The organism is Pseudoalteromonas sp. RWi3 (assembly GCF_054960735.1).
This window is the reverse complement of the sequence record NZ_JBHNYL010000005.1, coordinates 1-19,623: the sequence shown is the minus strand read 5'-3', so window position 1 is coordinate 19,623 and position 19,623 is coordinate 1. Positions and strand designations below refer to the sequence as shown.

The 19,623-nt window shown below is 39.2% G+C and carries 18 protein-coding genes; 6 read left to right on the top strand and 12 right to left on the bottom strand.

Annotated features, from left to right (window positions below; all coding sequences use genetic code 11):
* Window positions 1-15 precede the first annotated feature (15 nt).
* Window positions 16-2,775, top strand: a complete 2,760-nt coding sequence (locus ACFI4Z_RS08735) for a S9 family peptidase (RefSeq protein ID WP_462670250.1) — start codon at window positions 16-18, stop codon at window positions 2,773-2,775.
* A 61-nt stretch (window positions 2,776-2,836) separates the two neighbouring features.
* On the opposite strand, the gene ACFI4Z_RS08730 is transcribed toward ACFI4Z_RS08735, so the two are convergent.
* Both ACFI4Z_RS08730 and ACFI4Z_RS08725 read right to left on the bottom strand, forming a co-directional pair.
* Window positions 2,837-5,011, bottom strand: a complete 2,175-nt coding sequence (locus tag ACFI4Z_RS08730; protein WP_462670249.1) for a YgiQ family radical SAM protein — start codon at window positions 5,009-5,011, stop codon at window positions 2,837-2,839.
* Window positions 5,012-5,115: 104 nt separating this feature from the next.
* The gene (locus ACFI4Z_RS08725) at window positions 5,116-7,311 is read right to left on the bottom strand and encodes a bifunctional diguanylate cyclase/phosphodiesterase (RefSeq protein ID WP_462670248.1); all 2,196 of its coding nucleotides are present in this window, start codon (window positions 7,309-7,311) and stop codon (window positions 5,116-5,118) included.
* A gap of 283 nt (window positions 7,312-7,594) precedes the next feature.
* Between ACFI4Z_RS08725 and ACFI4Z_RS08720 the strand changes: the two genes are divergently transcribed.
* Both ACFI4Z_RS08720 and ACFI4Z_RS08715 read left to right on the top strand, forming a co-directional pair.
* The gene (locus ACFI4Z_RS08720; protein WP_462670247.1) at window positions 7,595-8,002 is read left to right on the top strand and encodes an SRPBCC family protein; all 408 of its coding nucleotides are present in this window, start codon (window positions 7,595-7,597) and stop codon (window positions 8,000-8,002) included.
* A 1-nt stretch (window position 8,003) separates the two neighbouring features.
* Complete coding sequence (locus tag ACFI4Z_RS08715) at window positions 8,004-8,891, top strand: TIGR03899 family protein (RefSeq protein ID WP_462670246.1); 888 nt, start codon at window positions 8,004-8,006, stop codon at window positions 8,889-8,891.
* A gap of 18 nt (window positions 8,892-8,909) precedes the next feature.
* On the opposite strand, the gene ACFI4Z_RS08710 is transcribed toward ACFI4Z_RS08715, so the two are convergent.
* From ACFI4Z_RS08710 to ACFI4Z_RS08665, 10 genes are all read right to left on the bottom strand, one after another.
* Window positions 8,910-9,671 (bottom strand): TIGR04219 family outer membrane beta-barrel protein, encoded by a 762-nt coding sequence (locus ACFI4Z_RS08710; RefSeq protein ID WP_462670245.1) that lies wholly within the window; start codon window positions 9,669-9,671, stop codon window positions 8,910-8,912.
* Window positions 9,672-9,674: 3 nt separating this feature from the next.
* On the bottom strand, window positions 9,675-10,661 hold the full coding sequence (locus ACFI4Z_RS08705; protein ID WP_462670244.1) for a DUF2333 family protein: 987 nt from the start codon (window positions 10,659-10,661) through the stop codon (window positions 9,675-9,677).
* A gap of 8 nt (window positions 10,662-10,669) precedes the next feature.
* On the bottom strand, window positions 10,670-11,188 hold the full coding sequence (locus ACFI4Z_RS08700) for a copper chaperone PCu(A)C (RefSeq protein WP_462670243.1): 519 nt from the start codon (window positions 11,186-11,188) through the stop codon (window positions 10,670-10,672).
* A 98-nt stretch (window positions 11,189-11,286) separates the two neighbouring features.
* Window positions 11,287-11,613, bottom strand: coding sequence for a hypothetical protein (locus ACFI4Z_RS08695; protein WP_462670242.1), 327 nt, complete (start codon window positions 11,611-11,613; stop codon window positions 11,287-11,289).
* A gap of 12 nt (window positions 11,614-11,625) precedes the next feature.
* Window positions 11,626-11,829: a PspC domain-containing protein gene (locus tag ACFI4Z_RS08690; RefSeq protein ID WP_058561887.1), complete on the bottom strand. Its 204-nt coding sequence runs from the start codon at window positions 11,827-11,829 to the stop codon at window positions 11,626-11,628.
* Window positions 11,830-11,841: 12 nt separating this feature from the next.
* On the bottom strand, window positions 11,842-12,510 hold the full coding sequence (locus tag ACFI4Z_RS08685) for a PspA/IM30 family protein (RefSeq protein ID WP_462670241.1): 669 nt from the start codon (window positions 12,508-12,510) through the stop codon (window positions 11,842-11,844).
* Window positions 12,511-12,746: 236 nt separating this feature from the next.
* Window positions 12,747-13,757, bottom strand: a complete 1,011-nt coding sequence (gene dusA / locus ACFI4Z_RS08680; RefSeq protein ID WP_462670240.1) for a tRNA dihydrouridine(20/20a) synthase DusA — start codon at window positions 13,755-13,757, stop codon at window positions 12,747-12,749.
* 239 nt (window positions 13,758-13,996) lie between these two features.
* A complete protein-coding gene (locus tag ACFI4Z_RS08675) occupies window positions 13,997-15,739 on the bottom strand; it encodes an ATP-binding protein (RefSeq protein WP_462670239.1) in 1,743 nt (580 codons plus the stop codon).
* Between the two features lie 4 nt (window positions 15,740-15,743).
* Entirely contained in the window at window positions 15,744-16,634 is an 891-nt protein-coding gene (locus ACFI4Z_RS08670) for a DUF3369 domain-containing protein (RefSeq protein WP_462670238.1), read from the bottom strand.
* A 265-nt stretch (window positions 16,635-16,899) separates the two neighbouring features.
* Complete coding sequence (locus tag ACFI4Z_RS08665; protein WP_462670237.1) at window positions 16,900-17,520, bottom strand: MarC family protein; 621 nt, start codon at window positions 17,518-17,520, stop codon at window positions 16,900-16,902.
* A gap of 93 nt (window positions 17,521-17,613) precedes the next feature.
* On the opposite strand from ACFI4Z_RS08665, the gene ACFI4Z_RS08660 reads away from it, so the two are divergent.
* From ACFI4Z_RS08660 to ACFI4Z_RS08650, 3 genes are all read left to right on the top strand, one after another.
* Window positions 17,614-18,048 (top strand): transcriptional repressor, encoded by a 435-nt coding sequence (locus tag ACFI4Z_RS08660; RefSeq protein ID WP_058561910.1) that lies wholly within the window; start codon window positions 17,614-17,616, stop codon window positions 18,046-18,048.
* Window positions 18,049-18,130: 82 nt separating this feature from the next.
* Window positions 18,131-18,598: a chemotaxis protein CheX gene (locus ACFI4Z_RS08655; protein WP_058561911.1), complete on the top strand. Its 468-nt coding sequence runs from the start codon at window positions 18,131-18,133 to the stop codon at window positions 18,596-18,598.
* Window positions 18,595-19,020, top strand: a complete 426-nt coding sequence (locus ACFI4Z_RS08650) for a secondary thiamine-phosphate synthase enzyme YjbQ (protein ID WP_462670236.1) — start codon at window positions 18,595-18,597, stop codon at window positions 19,018-19,020. Before ACFI4Z_RS08655 ends, ACFI4Z_RS08650 begins: the two co-directional genes overlap by 4 nt.
* Window positions 19,021-19,623: the final 603 nt, after the last annotated feature.

The window sequence follows — 19,623 nt, the reverse complement described above, 5'->3', positions numbered from 1 at the left end:
AAACGAGAATTAATAATGAAAGCGCAATTATCCCTACTTAGTATTGCCTTAGTGGCAAGCTTAGGTAGTGCAGTGGCTACAGCCAAAGATGCACTGCAGTTTAAAGATGTATTTGATTTTAAAGCAGCAAAAGGCACTCAGCTGTCTGAAGACGGTAACATCCTTAGCTTTAGCGCTAAACCTTACCGTGGTGATGCAACTGGCCACGTTTATAATTTAACCAATAATAAATTAATTGCCGAAGTACCACGCGGCACTAAACCCACAATCAACAAAGCCGCTAACTGGGTTGTATTTACCCAAGTTCCTACTTTGCTCGAAAAAGAAACGACTAAAAAGAAAAACAAACTTAAAAATAACCTCGTGTTAGTTAATGCTCTCAGTGGTGAGCAGCAACAGTTTGATGATGTAAAAGACTACAAACTGTCAGATGACGGTAACTGGCTCGCTTATCGCTTGAACAAAAAAGCTGATAAAGAAGATGATTCAAGTGGTGCCGATAAAAACAAAACAAGTGAAATCAAACCGGATAAAAAAGACACCGCTTTTGATTTAGTCGTTGTTAACTTAAACAATAAAACCAGCCACACTATTTTACAGGTATTTAGCTACGCAATTAGCAGTGACGCGAGCCAGTTGCTTGCAAGCCAAATAGACAGCGATGGGACTGATAACCAAGTTACCTTACTAGATCTCAACAATGACTTTACCAACAGTGTGCTCATTGATGAGCCCGGTGTTGTTGTTAACAAAATAGCGTGGCACCCAACTCATAATATTGTGGCCTTTACACTAGGAAACTATGTCGATGACGATATGCGTCGTCGCGACTACCAGTTAAAGTTATATAAAAACGAGCAACTGACTGATATAAAATCGGCTGATAAAACATGGCAAATTGGTAAAACAGCCAAGCTAGAATGGTCAGAAGACGGTGAACGCCTGTACTTTGAAAACAGACCCAAGCTGGCACCTAAAATAAAAGCAAAAGAATATACTGACGAAGCCTCGCTGTATGACTACGATACTATTCGCGACCAAAAAGGCTTAAATGTTTGGCACAATAACGATGCTGAAATTAAGCCGCGTGAAGAACAACAATGGAATAGAGCTAATAAAAACCGCCACTATCAAAGCGTTTATTTTCTAAACAATAATAAGTCCGTGCAATTGAGTACCCCTGACATGCCAAAGGTTGCACTCAATACCAAGCGCGAAGCATTGCTTGGTTATAACAATCAAGCCTATCTTGAGCGAATTATGTATGGTGGCTTTTTTGCTGATTATTATGCGGTTGATGTAAAAACGGGTGCGCAAAAATCAATTATTAAAGATTACCCATTTAGGCCAAGCCTTTCACCAAATGGTGAATTTGCAGCATTTTTCCAAGACAGCCAAGTGCAGCTCAAAGATTTAGGTAACAACAAGGTTTCGACCTTATCTAAAGCAATTAACGCTATTTTTGCTGATGATAAACATGACTACCCATCACCTCAACCGGGTTATGGTTTTGCTGGCTGGTTAAACGACAGCAGCCAAGTACTGGTTTATAGCAAATTTGATATTTGGGCTTTTGATGTCGCAACACAAAAGGCAACCCGTTTAACTCAAGGTAAAGAAACCAATACCCAGTATCGTGTCATTAAACTTGATAAAGACCAAGTAGGCTTTGCCAAAGACGAAACATTATTGCTAAGCGCAACTAACCTGCAAGATAAGCAAACTGAAATTGCTAAGCTTGATTTAACCAGCAATAAAGTAAGCAAAATACTTTCGGGTAAAAAGCGCTATGATGTAGTGAAAAAGGCGAAAAATGCCGACAAATATCTATTTACTGCACAAACATATCAGCAATTCCCTGATTACTACCAAACTGACTTTAGCTTTAAAAAGCCACAACGTGTTACCAACCTAAACCCGCAAATTAGCAACTTTGCATGGGGCGAAAAACCTGAGCTTATTAGCTACAAAGGGTTTGATGGTGAAGATTTACAAGGCGTCTTAATTAAGCCTGCGGGCTACAAAAAAGGCGATAAAGTACCAGTTGTGGTGTATTTTTACCGCTATATGAGTCAACGCATGTATGACTTTCCAAAAATGGAGCTCAATCATCGCCCTAATTTCCCGATGTTCACTTCAAACGGTTACGCAATCTTTTTACCTGATATTCGCTTTGAAATAGGCCACCCAGGTAAATCATCAACGCAAACTATGATTAACGCCAGCCAAAAGCTAATTGAGTTAGGGATTGCCGACCCAGATAAAATTGGCTTACAAGGCCATTCATGGGCAGGTTATCAAAGTGCATTTATGATCACCGAAACTGATATGTTTAAAGCGGTGGTATCGGGTGCACCAGTGTCTAACATGACCAGTGCCTACAGTGGCATTCGCTTAAAATCAGGGCTTGCGCGCCAGTTCCAGTACGAAACAGGGCAAAGCCGTATTGGTAAAAACTTATTTGAAGCGCCTGAGCTATATATTGAAAATTCACCGGTGTTTTTTGCAGACAAGGTAAATACCCCTATCTTAATCATGTTTGGTGATAAAGATGACGCTGTGCCATGGCATGAAGGTGTGCAATATTACTTAGCACTGCGCCGTTCTGGTAAAGATGCCACTTTCTTACAATACGAAGGCGAACCACATCACTTAAAGAAATTCCCGAACCAAGTCGATTTCTCTATTCGCATGATGCAGTACTTTGATCATTACTTAAAAGGCAAACCTGCCGCTAAGTGGATGACTGAAGGTGAAGCGTTTATTGAAGAGTAATATACCCAAACCATAAACAAAAACGCCCAGCAAATGCTGGGCGTTTTTATGAGTGCTTAAGTTACCTTGCTCGCTGGCGATTACCACCCACTTTTGGTTTGGTATTGGCCTTTTTAAACTGACTAAAGCCAGTATGGCGACTCAAAGCAGGACGTCCGCCCTTGCTTGCTTTAGCTGATTTTTCATCGCGGCTTTCTTCTGGCACTAAACAGTTAGGGCCTTTACCAATGAGTTTTGCTTTACCCATTTTGCGTAGCGCTTCACGGATCATCGGCCAACCAGCAGGGTCATGATAACGTAAAATGGCTTTATGTAAGCGACGCTGACGCGCACCTTTTGGTACCGCTACTTGCTCAGTATTATTTTTAATATTGCGCAGCGAATTCATCTCAGTATGATAAATAGTGGTTGCATTAGCCATTGGTGAGGGGTAAAAGTTTTGCACTTGGTCGAGCTTAAAATCGTTAGATTTGAGCCATAGTGCCATATTTACCATGTCTTCATCTTTTGTGCCTGGATGAGCCGAGATAAAATACGGGATCAAATACTGCTTCTTACCCGCTTCTTTTGAGTACTTATCAAATAGCTCTTTAAACTGATCATACGCGCCCATGCCTGGTTTCATCATTTTAGACAGTGGCCCGTCTTCGGTATGCTCTGGAGCTATTTTTAAGTAGCCGCCTACATGGTGAGTCACCAGCTCTTTTATATAGCGTGGATCTTGTACTGCAATATCGTAACGTACACCTGATGCAATCAAGATTTTTTTGATGCCTTTTACTTCACGGGCTTTTTTATAAAGATCGATAGTTGGAGTGTGATCAGTATCCATGTGCTTACATATATCAGGGTAAACACATGATAAACGACGACAGGTACTTTCGGCTTTTTTGCTCTTACAACGCAACTTATACATATTCGCTGTAGGGCCACCTAAATCAGAAATAACACCTGTAAAACCCGGTACTTTATCGCGAATTTGTTCAATCTCATCAATGATCGACTCTTGTGAGCGACTTTGAATAATACGCCCTTCATGCTCTGTAATTGAACAGAAAGAGCAACCTCCAAAACAACCACGCATAATATTCACCGAGGTTTTGATCATGTCGTACGCAGGAATTTTCGCATCACCATAACTTGGGTGCGGTATACGCTGATACGGCAGACCAAATACGGCATCCATTTCATGGGTTTCTAGCGGATACGCTGGCGGATTTACCCAAATAGAGCGATCGCCATGACGCTGGAATAACGCACGGGCACAACCAGGGTTAGTCTCTTGGTGCAAAATACGTGAGGCATGCGCATACAGCGGCTTGTTAACGCTTACTTGCTCAAATGCGGGTAACTTTACGTAAGTTTTTTCCCATGGCTTAGGGCGAGCTGGTTGAATAGTTATAGGCTTTGCAGCTTCGGCCTGTAAATCAATACCCGCTTGCTTAAACTCGCTTTTACTACAGCCTACATCGTCTGCGCCATACGGATTTGGAATAGGATCGATTTTGCCAATTTTATCAATCGCTGTGGAATCACTGCCACGCCAACCAGGAATCGGTTCTTTACGAATAACCGCAGTACCACGAATGTCTTGAATGGTATCCATGGTTTCACCAGCAGCGATACGGTGAGCTACTTCCACCAGCGGGCGCTCTGCATTACCATAAATAAGAATATCGGCTTTGGCATCAAATAAAATACTGCGGCGTACTTTTTCTTGCCAATAGTCATAGTGCGCTATACGACGAAGGCTTGCCTCAATACCACCAATAACGATTGGGATACCTTTGTAGGCTTCGCGGCATTTTTGTGAGTAAATCATCACGGCGCGATCAGGGCGTTTACCGCCCACATTACCTGGGGTATAAGCATCGTCATGGCGCATACGCTTTTCAGCCGTATAACGGTTGATCATCGAGTCCATGTTACCGGCTGTCACGCCAAAAAATAAGTTAGGGCGGCCTAGTTCCATAAAGGCATCTTTTGATTGCCAGTCTGGCTGGGCAATAATGCCCACTCTAAAACCTTGCGCTTCGAGCACTCGGCCAATAACCGCCATACCAAAACTGGGGTGATCGACATAAGCATCGCCACTAATTATGATGATATCGCAGCTATCCCAGCCAAGTGCATCCATCTCTTGTCGAGTTGTAGGTAAAAATGGTGCTGTGCCATAACATTCTGCCCAATACTTAGGGTACGAGAATAAGGCTCGCTTGGCTTTTAGTGCGCTCATAAAATATGACCAATTGCTTTAAAAATGGCCGCAAAGTATACCCGAATAAATGCTCCAGCGGTATTAACGATTTCGTAAATGCTCAATGAGCTGCCCAGTAAAACCTATTTATTACTCTCAAGATATTGAATAAGCTCACTTTCAGGCATCGGCTTAGCATACATAAAACCTTGCACTTCATTACAGCCCAGCTGCTTCAAAAAATCAGCTTGGGCTTGTGTTTCAACTCCTTCAGCAATCGTTTTTAAGCCTAACTGAGCACCCAGAGCTATCACAAGCGAGGCAATCGCCCCATTGTCGTCATCTGGAATATCTTTAATAAAATCACGATCGATTTTCAAGCGATTAACGGGAAGCTTTTGTAAGTAACTCAGCGATGAAAAGCCAGTGCCAAAGTCATCAATTGCCACATCAATACCAAAAGCTTTAAGGTTTTGTAGTGTTTCAATCACAATATCAAGCTCATCCATAACAACACTTTCAGTTACTTCTAACTCGATGTATGCTGGATCAACTTGGTACTTCAGTAAAGTATTTTTAACTAGCTCGGCATAATTTTTTACTTTAAATTGCGGCACCGACACGTTAACAGCAATACGCACCTTAAAACCTAGCGCCTCTAAGCGTTTATGTTGCTCACATGCTTGCTCCAATACCCATTGCCCTATATCTATAATCAACCCGGCATCTTCCGCCAAAGGAATAAATATAGCGGGAGAAATAAAGTTCCTCTGCCCTGAAGGCCAGCGTAATAATGCTTCGCAGCCAATCAACTCAAGGTTACCTAAATCAAGTTGAGGCTGATACCACACTGCTAACTTTGAACACTCAAAATCTTGGCGTAACTGACGAATGATACCCAATCGCCACGCCATTTTCTCTTCCATGTCTGGTGTGTAATAAACGGCTGAATTACGCTTATCTTTTTTGGCCTGATTTAATGCAATGTAAGCGAGTTTTAACGTTTGTATGCCGGTTGTTTGAAAATCTTTTTGTTCACATAGCCCCGCTTTAAATTCAATCGGCAATAGGTGCTCTGCAACGAGGAAAGGTAAGGTTAAATTATCAAATAGCTCAGTCTCATCAAACTCATTTTGAGCAATCAAAAAACCAAAAACATCTGCACCAATACGAGACAGCAATTGAGCCGTTGGATACTCTTGCTGAAGACGTTCGACAATCGCTATAAGTAAATGGTTACCAACCTCTTGGCCTAATCCGTTATTGATATCTGAAAAGTGAGCTACATCAATTAATACAAAAACATGCGCGTTGTTATTAACCCTGTGATATTTTTCTACTTGCTCAATAAAATGCGTTCTATTTGAAAGCCCAGTTAAGGTATCTTTAAATGCAGCATCTCTGAGGCGGTTAAATAACCGAACGTTATCAAGCCCAACACTCACATTTGTTAAAAAAATCTCAGCAAATTGGAGCTGTTCAATATTAGGCTTTGATGCGTATTCCAAAAAAATGGCTGCTTGACGATTTTTACTTTTTAAAAGAAATGTCCCATCGTGATCTGTGTATTGATGCTCTAACTGTTCAAAGCATTTTTGTACTTGCAGAATCACTCTACCATTATCTAATTGCTCAACGCCTTGACCAAAAAAATCGCTGTACTCTTGGCAGCCTCCTAATACTTGAATACGATTCGTATCATCTAGCGAACCACACACAATGCCTTGCGCCTCGCAATCAAGAATGACTGATAACTGCTTAATAACCGCCATAGTAAATGCTTTTATATCAGTAAAGCCTAAAATAGCTTTAGACGCTGAAAGAATATTATTCAGCGCTTGTCCTTGATATTCTAATTTACAAATTTGTTCGTAGGAGCGGATGGCAGTCACTAAAGAGGTCACCAGTTTACTGCGAGTTAGTTCTGTTTTTGTTTTGTAATCATTAATATCGTATTCGCGTATGACTTGCTCTTCTGGGGCATAACCGGGTTGCCCGGTTCGTAAAATGATACGCACTGAATGATTTTGAAGCGTTTCTCTAATGTGCTTAACGGCATTTAAACCCGCATCATCGGACTCCATTACAACATCTAATAATATAACCGAAATATTGGGTGTATTACTTAACACCTCGATAGCTTCAGCTGCTGAATATGCATGATGAAAGCGCAGTATCCGCCCCCAAAACTCAACGCCTGAAAGAGCAAGCTTAGTCACTGAATGAATTTCAGGATCATCATCAACTATCAATACATCCCAAAACCTCGTAGAGGCGCTTTGCGAAGAAGCTTCTTCCTCATGATCAAAAAACAAAAAGTCACTGTGCTTAGACGACATTATAAATCCTTCAGTTTAAATACAGTGTGCAACAGCTATTTTAAATTTAAATGATGTCTTATTTAATATAGATGAATGACACATTACGTATTATAGTCAATGAATAACACCTTGTTGTACTTGAAATCAAATTATATTTTAAGGATTAAGCATTAAGATCATACAAACATTAATTCAACTGATATTTATTCTCTGTTTAACCCTATTAGTCATTGGGTTACTACTGCCTCAGCAGTATAAGGTTACTCAAAAGCTAGATATCAAAGCGAATAAAGAATTGATAATGCCATATATTACTGACCTTTCAAACTGGAGGACTTGGTCTCCTTGGGAGAAGCTTGATCCCAGTATTCAATTTGAGATTGCAAAGCCAAGCTCAGGCGTCGGCGCACATCAATTTTGGCAAAGTAAATGGGGCACGGGTGAAATGACAATCACCAGCATTACTGACACTTCCATTAATTTTAATATTCTTTTTAATAATGAACATATTGTTAGTGGGTCTTTCAACTTTACTCAAGCGCAAGCGCATACAGTTCTCTCGTGTAAGTTGATTGGTGAAGTCACTACGCCAATTGTAGGGGGGTATTTTGCACTTTTCAGCCAATATATTTTAAACAATACTGTAGCACTTGGACTTAATAACTTAAGTACAACAGTGCAACTGAAAATCAAGGATGATAAGAATTAATATGACTGTCAAAGCTTCACAAGCAAAAATTAATTTAGCTAATATCATTGAATCTAAGCTAGGCTATGCCATCGTTAAGAGTAGCGCTCCTCGCGCCTCAGTGCAAAATGAGAGCTATGATGCGCAAGGCCGCTCACCTGTTCCCTTTAGGATTAACAGCAAAGACTCTGTATTTACTCGCGCTCAAAATAGACAGCAGCGCTTACTAATAAACCAGCAACAAAATATTGAAGCAATTATGGCAATGGCCGTTAACTTTTGCCCAGATGTAACAAGTAATGGTCAACCTGATAGTGACTGGGTAGAACGCTTTATTGCATTATGTGAAGACACCTCAAATGAGTCAATGCAAAAATTATGGGCTAAAATACTCGCCGGAGAAACGGTTGCACCAGGGACTTTTTCAATCAAAAGCTTGCAAACTCTTAAGCAAATGACACAAAGAGAAGCTGATGCATTACAAAAGTGTACCGCGCTTTGTGGTTACAACGAAAAGGACGACAGTCATTTAATTTTACTCGGCTTTTATAAAAAACCATCTATATTTGATCTTTTACGCAAAGGGAATAAAGTCTCGCTTAATTTAGGTAGAGCGGGGATCAGTTTTCCAGATATATTGACCTTAATGGATATTGGCCTTATATACCGCAAAGAAATAGAGTCTGGAGTACTTAAAGCAGGCCAAGAACTGAACTTAACTTTTTTAAACCAAAAAGCAATGCTGAAACCAAAAAGCAACGATCTAGTTTTAAGCTACTATAAATTTACCCAAACTGGCGATGAGCTAAGAAAGCTAATAAATATACCTATAAATAAAGGCTATAAACAATTATTAAGCAGTGCGTTAGATGAGGAGTTTGATGTAACGTGGCACACACTTAAAAAGTAGTGCCACGCAAAATAATGCTTAGAAGTGGACTTGAATGCCAGCAAATGGACCTGAAGCATCAATGTCTGTGTATAGATCATCAATATCATCAAGCTCTAGAGTCATTTGGCGGTAACCTGCTTTAATCGCCACATCCACTGCTAAGTTATCAATTAACTCCCAAGCAATACCAGCTTGATAGTCTTGTACTTTGCTATCATCAATAGCTAATAAGCTGCCCTCAAAGAAGACACTTAAACCTGTAAGCGGTAAGCCAACTTCAGCACGTCCGTAAGCAAGTGGAACAAAGCCTGAAAAATCAATATTCTCACTTTTTGTTTGACCATTATCAGTGCCTGTTACAGTAATGTCACCATCAAACTGCTTTGCATTCAGACCTAAATCAATTGATATAAGGTCGTTATCAAAAATTTCGTAGTACAGAATATAATCAACGTGTGACAAATCACTTACCGTTGTTGCTGTCGTGTTTGTAGTAAAAGTAGAGCCGCCAAACTCAAAAGTACCATTTAACGTGGTTGAACCATTTAGTTCTAACTCTGTGTACTTTAGTTTAACATTTGGTACCAACGGCACTGGATGCTCTAATGCTGCGTAATAACTGATGAATGTTTCATCTTCAAAATTAAAATTTTGCATGTTACCACTATCAGCAAAGCTACCAGAGTTATCTGATTGCCACCCATCTGCACCAATATACAGACCTAATAAAGTGTCAGCCTGAGCTGCTGGTGCTAAACATGCCATAGAAAGGGCAGCTGCTAAACAATACTTTTTCATTTTTTATCCTTGCGCTAAAAGTTCGCTAAGTTCAATTAGAGCCGCGTTGGCCCGAGATATATAATTTGCCATTACCAATGAGTGATTTGCCACTAAGCCAAAACCATTACCATTTAAAATCACCGGACTCCAAACAGTTTCTTGAGTTGCTTCTAACTCACGAATAATTTGTTGTAAGCTAACGCGCGCATTTTTCTTTTCCAACACATCAGCAAAATCATATTCTACAGCTTGCAAAAAGTGCAATAAAGCCCAAGTTGCACCTCGAGACTCATAGAAAACGTCATCAATTTCCCACCATGAGGTTTTTACTTGATTTTGTAATGGGGTATATGTTGCTTGATGTGCTTCTTTATCGCCCGCTAGATCAGTGTTGAGGCGCTCTTGACCAACACTAGCACTCAATCGTTGACTTAGGCTACCAAGGCGTTTTTCAGCTTCTTTTAACCAGCCACGAAGATTATCTGCACGAGCATAAAACTGACTCTGACGATTACTTTGGTCTGCAATTTGCGTACGGTAAAGAATTAAAAAATCGATCCCTTTTTGATACTCACTTTCAGCACTTGGCCAAGCCCATGCTTCAGAACTGATGTTAAATTGCGGTTGTGCTTTTTTTAAAGATTCATGTTCGGTAGATTGAGATTGTGAGCGACTAAAATCTTTACGCATCGATAGTGCAAGATCACGGGACATCTCTAAAGCTCCGAACTCCCAAGCTGGCATATTATCCATAAAAACACTTGGCGGCATCATATCATTAGATAAGTAACCACCTGACTTATTCAATAATGTGCTTGTCACATTAATTAACGATGACGTTGTCGCATAACCAGTAACGAGTTTCTCACCTCGCTCTTGTGCTTGCTGCTTTGCATAAGTAACGACATTGACGCGTTCAGGTTCAACACTCCAATACACCGCTAATGCATAAAACAAGATAAATATTAGTACCAAGACACCAATAATTTTCCCTTTATGTTGTGACATTAAGCCTCCTAATGATGCTTGTGATTGTTATCAGATTGCGACGCTTGTTTAACTTGGCTCTCTAAAGATACCACTTTAGCTTGAGTAAAAACTCGGTTTCCGTCATTAAAATATAGCGTGAGTTTTAATTCTTGCCCGACTTTTAACGGTTCAATTGGCTCAAAAGCCATTAAATGGTATCCACCTGGCTTAAAGTCAATTTGTTGATGTGCTTTTATCACTAATGAATCGACTTGCTGCATTTTCATTACGCCATCAACATGAGTATGTTCATGAACTTCAACACGCCCTAAACTTTCTATACTTGCTTTAGTAAGTTGAATCGACTTTTCACCGTGGTTCGCAATACTTAAATAACCCACTGTCGATTCACTAGCTGGTAAAAAAGCCCTTATTTGCGCATTGTTAACAATAATCTGACTATCTGTTTCATGATGATGCTCTGAATGAGCTTGAGCACATACTGAATATAAACTCATGCCAATAATAGTCGATAACACTAATGGCAATAATGGTTTAAAAGTCATTTCGTTCCTTGTTAATAAATCATTCTTTAGACTAAATTTAGCATATTTGCGGAAAAATAGTCAGTAATATTAGTGATTCAACACCATATTGCGCCACTCTATTGCGCGGCTTTTTTATTATCAGCTATTAGCCAACACAAACAAACGATCAATATTAGCGGCCATGCTATAACTACAGATCCAAATAACAGAGCTAAGATCACACCAATGCAAACTATTACCCCAGCCCCCAACAAACCCGCACTAAGCAATGCAATAGCAGCGATAGCTACAATAATAGCTACAAGCACACCAAATAATTCAATACCAACCCAGCTCAAGTCTGCAATAATTAAAGGCAGCTGCCATGAATCAAACTGCACTATTTCAAATGGACTCCACGTTATAAGTACGATGAGTAATAAGCACGCTGCAATAAATTTCATGACACTCCCCCACTATACTTCACTATCTAAACAAAAATGTGCGGCAAGGTAGCCACCACCTATAAACAATGGAAACTGAATTAAAAGTAAGATAGTCACTAAGCGCGTTGCCCATATAGGAAAATCAAAACGACGAGCAAAGCCACTACAGACACCTGAAATCTTTTTATTTAATGGATCTTTCTTCCAACGTGTTTGGTTATTGTATGTATTCATTTTTATTTACTCCTATGCACTTTGTTTTAGGCTAGCTTTAAGCGCTGCAAGCTCTTTATCGAGAGCCTCATCTTTAACTAGGGCGTCGATTTGCTCTGCTGTGCTATTAGCACATTTGGTAATATCGTATGCTTCAACTTGAGATTCAATTGACTCAACACGACGCTCAATCACGTCAAAACGAGATAGTGCATCTGCAATTTTGTTACTATTAAGCTGGTGATTCACTCGCTCCCTTGCAGCAACTACATTGTGTTTCTTTTGATAACTAGCAAGCTTTGCTTTTGCTTCAGTTAACTTATTTTGCAATCGCTGGGCATCATCTTGTAACGTCGCCAGAGAATCAGCTAACTTAGTGAGTTCAGGCTCTATCGCCGCCAACTCAATAGACACATTTTGTTTCTCTTTTAATGCGGCGGTGGCTAAATCATCACGGCCTTTCTCGACGGCGATTTCAGCCTTAGCTTGCCAATCAGCAATGCGAGCTTGTTTATTTTTTTGCTCCCGCTTTAACGTCTTTTCCTCGCATAAAAGAGCGGCGGCTGTTGAACGACATTCATCCAGCGTTTCTTGCATTTGCTGAATCAGTAGAGCGAGTAGTTTTTCTGGATCTTCGGCTTTATCTAATACCGATACTAAATTTGATTGAATGAGATCTGTTACGCGGTTTACTAAGCCCATGATTTTCTCCTATTGAATATGGGTGATTACCACTAAGAGATTCCAAGACTTGTGCCAAGTTAAATAAAAATTAATTTATACTATTAATTTCAATTAGTTAATATTGATATTAAAAAAAAGAAAGATGACTAGAGAATGAATGAAAAAGTTAAATTAACTAAAAAATGAATATTTTGACTAACTTTTAGGATCAAAAAAACCGCTAAAAAGCGGCTTTATTCGTATTCAATAAAAAACTATTCAGGAACAAAGCTGAGCGCTTTATCCATCACTGATAAATCAGCCTGCTTGCCATGTCCATTTTCAGATAAATGACGACGGAACCCCCTCGCGCCTGGCTGACCTTGAAAAATGCCCAGCATATGGCGTGCAACATGCCAAAAATTTGCACCTTGCTGCATCTCTAACTCAATATAGTCATACATTGAGCGTACTACGTCATGGCGAGATAAAGTGAAGGGTTGCTCATTATAAATGGCTTCATCAACTTCGCTAAGAATAAACGGGTTACTATACGCTTCACGGCCGATCATTATACCGTCAACATACTCGAGGTGTGTTTGACTATCAGCAATTGTCTTTACACCACCATTGAGGCTTAAGTGCAGCTGAGGGTAATCTTTTTTTAGCTGATAAACACGCGGGTAATCAAGAGGAGGAACTTCACGATTTTCTTTAGGACTTAAGCCCTTTAACCACGCTTTACGTGCGTGAATAATAAAATCATCGCAGCCAACCTTATGGCTTGCTTCAATCAACTCACATAAAAACTCATATGAATCTTGTTCATCTATACCTATGCGTGTTTTAACCGTTACTGGTATATCCACCTCGGCCTTCATGGCAGCAACACACTCTGCGACCAGTTGCGGTTCGCCCATTAAACACGCACCAAAACGCCCGTTTTGAACACGATCTGACGGACAGCCCACGTTTAGGTTTATTTCATTATAACCACGCTCACCGGCAAGCTTTGCACATTTTGCCAATGCTTCAGGGTCAGAACCACCTAACTGTAAAGCAACTGGACCTTCATGTTGATTAAAATGAAGGTAATCACCACGGCCAAATAATATAGCGCCAGTGGTCACCATTTCCGTGTACAAAACTGTGTGTTTAGTCATCTTACGATGAAATGTGCGACAATGACGATCTGTCCAATCAAGCATTGGGGCTACGGAAAAGCGTCTAAACTCTGAATCTTGTGGTTTTGCTGGACTAGAGTCCGAGGTTACTTTAATACTCATACTACCTTAATCGCTCTGAATGACCCTGCACTGCTTTAATTGTGCTAACACCCAAAAATTGAGCGCCATTGGCTATATTTATTATCAAGCACACAACATTATGCATAGTAACTAAATGTGTGACTTACTAAACTTGTTATCGCGATTATACACGTCCATAACAAAATATTCAGTGAAAGAGTGCCAATGTTAGCCTAAGAACTAAAGGTTTTTTTATTAACGATATAAGGTTGCATCATTCAATGCTGCTGGTTGTTGAGCTCTTTCATAAAGCCAGTTGTAAAATTGGTGAGTAAGTTGCTCCATATGGCTTGCAGCTCATCATTAAACTCACAATCAAATTGTGCAATAGTATCAATTAAGCAATTTTTCCAAATAGCGACTAAATCCTGATTAATCCCCATATTTTTATGCTTTGCAATAATGTCTTTAAATGAATCACTTGCAAATAGCGCATCTAAATCGTCAGTATTTTCAATAAACAAGTTGATTGATTGCAAGATCATTCTTTGCTGCCGCTCTAAATCAACACGTTGAAATAGCTGCTTAATTTCATCACTTTTACTAATAAAGCGATCATGAAAAGTCATATAAAACTGATAGTAATCCGAAGTTGCCCTTTTAAAACTACCTTTTAGTGAATTCTTCTCAGTTACCGTATTATCAAAATTGATATGTATTGTTGTTCCTTTATTTATAGCACTCTCAATTGTAAATCGACCATTTAAAGAACTCGTTACTAAACTATGTACAATCGTCATTCCAAGACCCATTCCACCTGCAACACGGTTGGTTGTGTAAAATGGATCAAATATTTTCGACTTGGTATCTTTATCCATACCAATACCATTATCAGACACTAATATGGCATATTTATAGCTGTTTCCAGTGAGGCTAATTGTAATTTCTTTGTGACTAACTTCAAAACCCTTGGGAAATGCATGATTAATTGAATTCGTTACTAAGTTAGTAATCACTTGCGCTAATCTAGAAGGGTACGTTGATACTACAATATGCTGATCAGGGAGTGCTAAATTTAAATGGATCCCTGACTTTTTCAGTAATGGTTTTAAACTGGTAGAGATTGAGTGTATCCAATCACAAAGATTAACTTCACCTTTTGGATCACTGTGAAAATCTGTAGCCATTTGCTTAAAGTTGGCAACTAACTCACTTGCACGATTTAAGTTAAACTCAATAGCGTGACTAGCTTCTTTGTTATCGTTAATAAATACTTCTAAATCTCTTTTACTTAACGAGCCATCAATTAGTTTTGCCTCCAGTTGTTTTAACCCTGAGAGTACCGTAGAGTTACCTAAAACAGCAACTCCAAGCGGCGTATTAACCTCGTGCGCCACACCAGCAACAAGCCTTCCAAGTGACGCTAGTTTTTCTTGTTCTATTAGTTGCTGCTGCGAGCTTTTCAATTGTTTAATTAAATTCTCTAGTTCGAACGTTCTATATACAACTTTATGCTCTAGCTGCTGATTCAATTCACTCAATGCCAACTCATTTTCAGCTCGTTCTATTTCTGCAGATATTCGACCAGCAAACAGCTCAAATAAAGCGGCAACATCGTCAGCATTTTTAATTGGATCAGTATATAAAGCAACAACTAATCCAAAAACATCCCCTTTCGAATCATGTAAAGGTGCGCCTACATAACCATCAACATTCATATCAATTAGGAGTTGGTCTTTTGGGTATAAGTTGCAAATTCTACGTGGGAATATACATGTCGAATCATCACTTACATCTGCACATGGAGTGTTTTCAAGGGAGTATTCAAAATTTTCAGCAAAATCATCCCCCGCAACTAATGATAAGGTTTGAGAAACAAACCTAGCTTTGTCTAATTTGGCAATAAATGTAAACTGAGAGCCTATTGATTGATGAAGCTGCATGGTAATAGTATCCAAGAAGTCTTTACCATATGAAGACTTTAAAGATGCTATTATTTTACCAATATCAAAATTTTGCACGTGGCTATCCTATTAATTTTTCTATTAGTGAGCACACGTGCTCTGCAAATATTTCCACCAACTCAATCGCATTACTGTCAAGCTCTGACTCAACCTCTAATACAATGATTGCTTCTGTATTTTGATGGCTTAAATAGTAAATCCCAACAAATTTCTCTTCATAAAGCATAGTTTTAGCTTCTGACACTTTATTAATAAACGACGAAATATCAAAAGCAGGTAAGTTATCTACTTTTGCATTAAAGACTGAGCAATCCGCACTTTTAATAGTGATTTGAGAGGCTGTTTTTTTATTAACAACTAATTCAGCTTCATACGCATCTAACACTTCGCTTAAATATCGTAACAGGTGCGCTGAGAAAGACTCTAAATCCTCTAACTTATCAACCTTTAACACTGAGCTTAAAAGTGCTCTAAGTGCATTTTTATAGCTACCTAAACGAAAAATATCGCGATAAGAACGTAAAGACACATAAAAAAGGTGATAAAGGCTATTTTGTGTGATTTCTGTTTTTGCTTTATAACCATCAATATCGTAACTTTTAATAATCTCACTTTCTGGAGCGAGCCCTGCTTGACCTGTCCTAAGTACAATTCGAGTACTAGTGTTATTGAGTTCTTTGCGGATATAATTTACTAGCTTCAGCCCCGCATCGTCCGTTTCCATTACAACATCTAATAAAATAACAGCAATATCATCTCTTTCATTAAGGATTTTTTTTGCTTCAGCTCCACTATAAGCACTGATAAATTCAAGCTCTCGCCCCATAAATACGAAAAGTTTCATTGCCAATTTTGTAGACTTATGAACTTCTAGATCATCATCGACAATTAACACTTTCCAAGGCCTTCGAGTATTAGGCTTAGTTTTTGCATCTTTAGCTAACCAGTCCATGTTCATTCCAAAAAAGTAATACAGTTAAATTAAATCTAGCAAAGAAAAATTAATTAACAAAATTTGCATCAGCTATTGATAGTTTTGAAAATCTAAAATGACTTAAAATACAGCTGCATTTGATAAGCGAGCGATTGAGACAAATAGATTTAGTTGACAGCTTATTAAGTTAGCTGCTGCATAATAGTCTTTTCAATATCAGCTAACAATTACAATAGTTAAGCCAATAATCAAAGGCCAGAAAAAACAGGAATAATAAAGGAGGTTAAACTGAAATAGCTAAACCAAAATAATGAGCTATGCCATCTAGAATATTATTTACAGCTACAGAAGACAAAATAAGCCCCATTATACGGCTAATAATACTCGCACCACTATCGCCAATTAATTTATGTACATGGGTAGCCAGTAAAAGTAAAATTAAAACTACAACTAAAACAGCTAACATCATGGATGACGTAATTGCTTGTTCTACCCATGTATATTCATTGTTTCTTGTCATCAAAACAGCGCCAAGCATCGCGCCAGGACTAGCAATAGAGGGAATGGCAAGTGGAAAGATAGCTGTTTCAGTGCTATCTCTTACACTTTTAATTTCTTCTTCGGGCTTACTTTCACCAAATATCATGGATAAAGCAAATAGCATAAGTACTATCCCGCCAGCAATTTGAAATGCAGAGAGTGGAATATCTATTGTGTTTAATAACGCTTCCCCTGCTACCACAAAGAAAAGCAGCACTGCTGCAGAAACTGCAACAGCCTTGTAAATGACTTTGCGCTTAAACTTTTCACTATCTCCACGCGTTACCGCAATAAAAACAGGAACAGTGCCAATAGGATCGATAACGGCAAAAAAGAATATGAAAATCGCTAATAATTCATTCACTGCTAGACCTCCTAGATTAAAAGTGTCTAATAAAAACGCTGCAAGTACAACACAATATGTTAGTATATCACGGTAGCGTAAGGATAAGAGAAGATGAATATAGAATCACTCGTTAGTAAAGCAAAGCATGTGTGCGACAACCGTGGGGCTCGTTTTACCCCTATCCGTGAAAAAGTATTTCGCCTTCTCGCCAGTGCTCAAGGCGGTGTTGGTGCTTATGATTTACTTGAACAGCTAAAACTAACTGAATCAGGTGCAAAACCAGCAACAATTTACCGTGCATTAGACTTTTTGTCTGAATTAGGTTTTATTCATAAAATTGAAAGTACTAATGCTTTTATGCTGTGTCATCATTTTGATCATATACACCCAGTGCAACTTTTAATTTGTGATAGTTGTGGGTTTGTAAAAGAATTGCACTCGACCCTCATATCGCACGAACTAAATAGTTTAGCGGCTGAAAGTGGCTTTATCGTTTCGGGTCAAACAATTGAAGCGCATGGACAATGTGCATCGTGTAAAGAATAATAAAGTGCAGAGCTAAAATAAAGCACTACACTTTAAAGTATATAAATGCAGTTTAACTGCCAAACTTAAGGGACAAGTAACAATGAATGTAGAGTTTATCAATCCTTTTCTAGCTTCCTTATTAAATGTGTTAAGCACAATGGCGCAAACAGAATTAAAGCCAGGAAAGCCTAGAATCAAAAAAGATGAAATTGCCTGTGGTGATGTTTCAGGATTGATAGGTATGGTAGGCCCTCAAACCAAAGGTTCTTTTTCTATCACCTTCGATAAAAGTTTAGCGCTTACAATTATGGAACGCATGCTTGGCGAAAGACCTGATTCTGTTAACGAAGAAGTAACTGATATGGTTGGTGAAATAACCAATATGGTAACAGGTGGCGCAAAGAACTTGCTCGGTGAGAAAGGCTATGACTTTGACATGGCAACACCTATTGTTGTATCTGGCGAAGGTCATACAATTACCCATAAAAGCGAAGGGGCGAAAATTTTAATTCCTTTCACTTCAGATTCAGGCAATGCAAATATTGAAGTCAGCTTTGATAAGCTATGAGCTGGCTGCAAAAAACGATTAACTTAAAACCTCGTTCGCGAGGTTTTCATATTATTGATGACGAGATTACTTCACAACTTCCTGAGTTAGCGAATTATAAAATTGGCTTACTTCACTTATTTATACAACACACCTCTGCAAGTCTAACAATCAACGAAAATGCCGATCCAACCGTTCGTATGGATATGGAAAGTCATTTTAATAAATTTGTTCCTCAGTGCCAGCCTTATTACCGCCATGATTATGAAGGTGATGACGACATGCCGGCGCACATAAAAACCAGCATAATAGGCTGTGAACTATCAATTCCAATAAGCAATGGCCGTTTACAGCTCGGCACATGGCAAGGAGTTTACCTTGGCGAGCACAGAGATCATGGTGGTAGCCGGCGTATCGTAGCAACCTTGCAAGGTCAAGTTTGAGCTTAGTGCGAATACCTACAGCGGTAAAGAGCCACATAACAAATGCTTCGCTCTCATACTCTGTCGTGTTCTTTAATTAGTGGGTGTCAAATACTCACCCCATGCTACGGTGGTCAGGTTAACCTACCTATTCATATTTTCCTTCAGAAGTAAAAAAGCCCGGCTCTTTCTAGTCGGGCTTTCTTGTATTTGGCGCCATGGTGCGCTACGCAGTAGGATGACCTACTTCATATGCAGCATATGATTGATATTCTTTAATATTGACTCACCGGGCTCTGAGGTGTTCGTGACGTTCTTTTACCCGTGGGTTTCGTAATACTCAACCCACGCTACGGTGGGCAGGTTAACCTACGTATTTTATTTTCTCTTAGGCGTAAAAAAAGCCGGCTCTTTCGAGTCGGGCTTTCTAGTATTTAGAGCTATGGTGCGCTACGCAGTAGGATGACCTACTTTCATATGCAGCGTATGATTAATATTCTTTAATAATGACTCACCGGGCTCTTGGGTGTTCTTCGTGTTCTTTTATCCGTGGGTTTCGTGAGACTCAACCCACGCTACGGTGTATAGGTTGATGCTGTGCAGCTGATAGCTTTACTTTATTTG

Bases quoted from the DNA above. Each gene is read 5' to 3' on its own strand.
- ACFI4Z_RS08735 (WP_462670250.1), top strand. From the start codon at position 16: ATGAAAGCGCAATTATCCCTACTTAGTATTGCCTTAGTGGCAAGCTTA.
- ACFI4Z_RS08730 (WP_462670249.1), bottom strand. From the start codon at position 5,011: ATGAGCGCACTAAAAGCCAAGCGAGCCTTATTCTCGTACCCTAAGTAT.
- ACFI4Z_RS08725 (WP_462670248.1), bottom strand. From the start codon at position 7,311: ATGTCGTCTAAGCACAGTGACTTTTTGTTTTTTGATCATGAGGAAGAA.
- ACFI4Z_RS08720 (WP_462670247.1), top strand. From the start codon at position 7,595: ATGCCATATATTACTGACCTTTCAAACTGGAGGACTTGGTCTCCTTGG.
- ACFI4Z_RS08715 (WP_462670246.1), top strand. From the start codon at position 8,004: ATGACTGTCAAAGCTTCACAAGCAAAAATTAATTTAGCTAATATCATT.
- ACFI4Z_RS08710 (WP_462670245.1), bottom strand. From the start codon at position 9,671: ATGAAAAAGTATTGTTTAGCAGCTGCCCTTTCTATGGCATGTTTAGCA.
- ACFI4Z_RS08705 (WP_462670244.1), bottom strand. From the start codon at position 10,661: ATGTCACAACATAAAGGGAAAATTATTGGTGTCTTGGTACTAATATTT.
- ACFI4Z_RS08700 (WP_462670243.1), bottom strand. From the start codon at position 11,188: ATGACTTTTAAACCATTATTGCCATTAGTGTTATCGACTATTATTGGC.
- ACFI4Z_RS08695 (WP_462670242.1), bottom strand. From the start codon at position 11,613: ATGAAATTTATTGCAGCGTGCTTATTACTCATCGTACTTATAACGTGG.
- ACFI4Z_RS08690 (WP_058561887.1), bottom strand. From the start codon at position 11,829: ATGAATACATACAATAACCAAACACGTTGGAAGAAAGATCCATTAAAT.
- ACFI4Z_RS08685 (WP_462670241.1), bottom strand. From the start codon at position 12,510: ATGGGCTTAGTAAACCGCGTAACAGATCTCATTCAATCAAATTTAGTA.
- dusA (WP_462670240.1), bottom strand. From the start codon at position 13,757: ATGAGTATTAAAGTAACCTCGGACTCTAGTCCAGCAAAACCACAAGAT.
- ACFI4Z_RS08670 (WP_462670238.1), bottom strand. From the start codon at position 16,634: ATGGACTGGTTAGCTAAAGATGCAAAAACTAAGCCTAATACTCGAAGG.
- ACFI4Z_RS08660 (WP_058561910.1), top strand. From the start codon at position 17,614: ATGAATATAGAATCACTCGTTAGTAAAGCAAAGCATGTGTGCGACAAC.
- ACFI4Z_RS08655 (WP_058561911.1), top strand. From the start codon at position 18,131: ATGAATGTAGAGTTTATCAATCCTTTTCTAGCTTCCTTATTAAATGTG.
- ACFI4Z_RS08650 (WP_462670236.1), top strand. From the start codon at position 18,595: ATGAGCTGGCTGCAAAAAACGATTAACTTAAAACCTCGTTCGCGAGGT.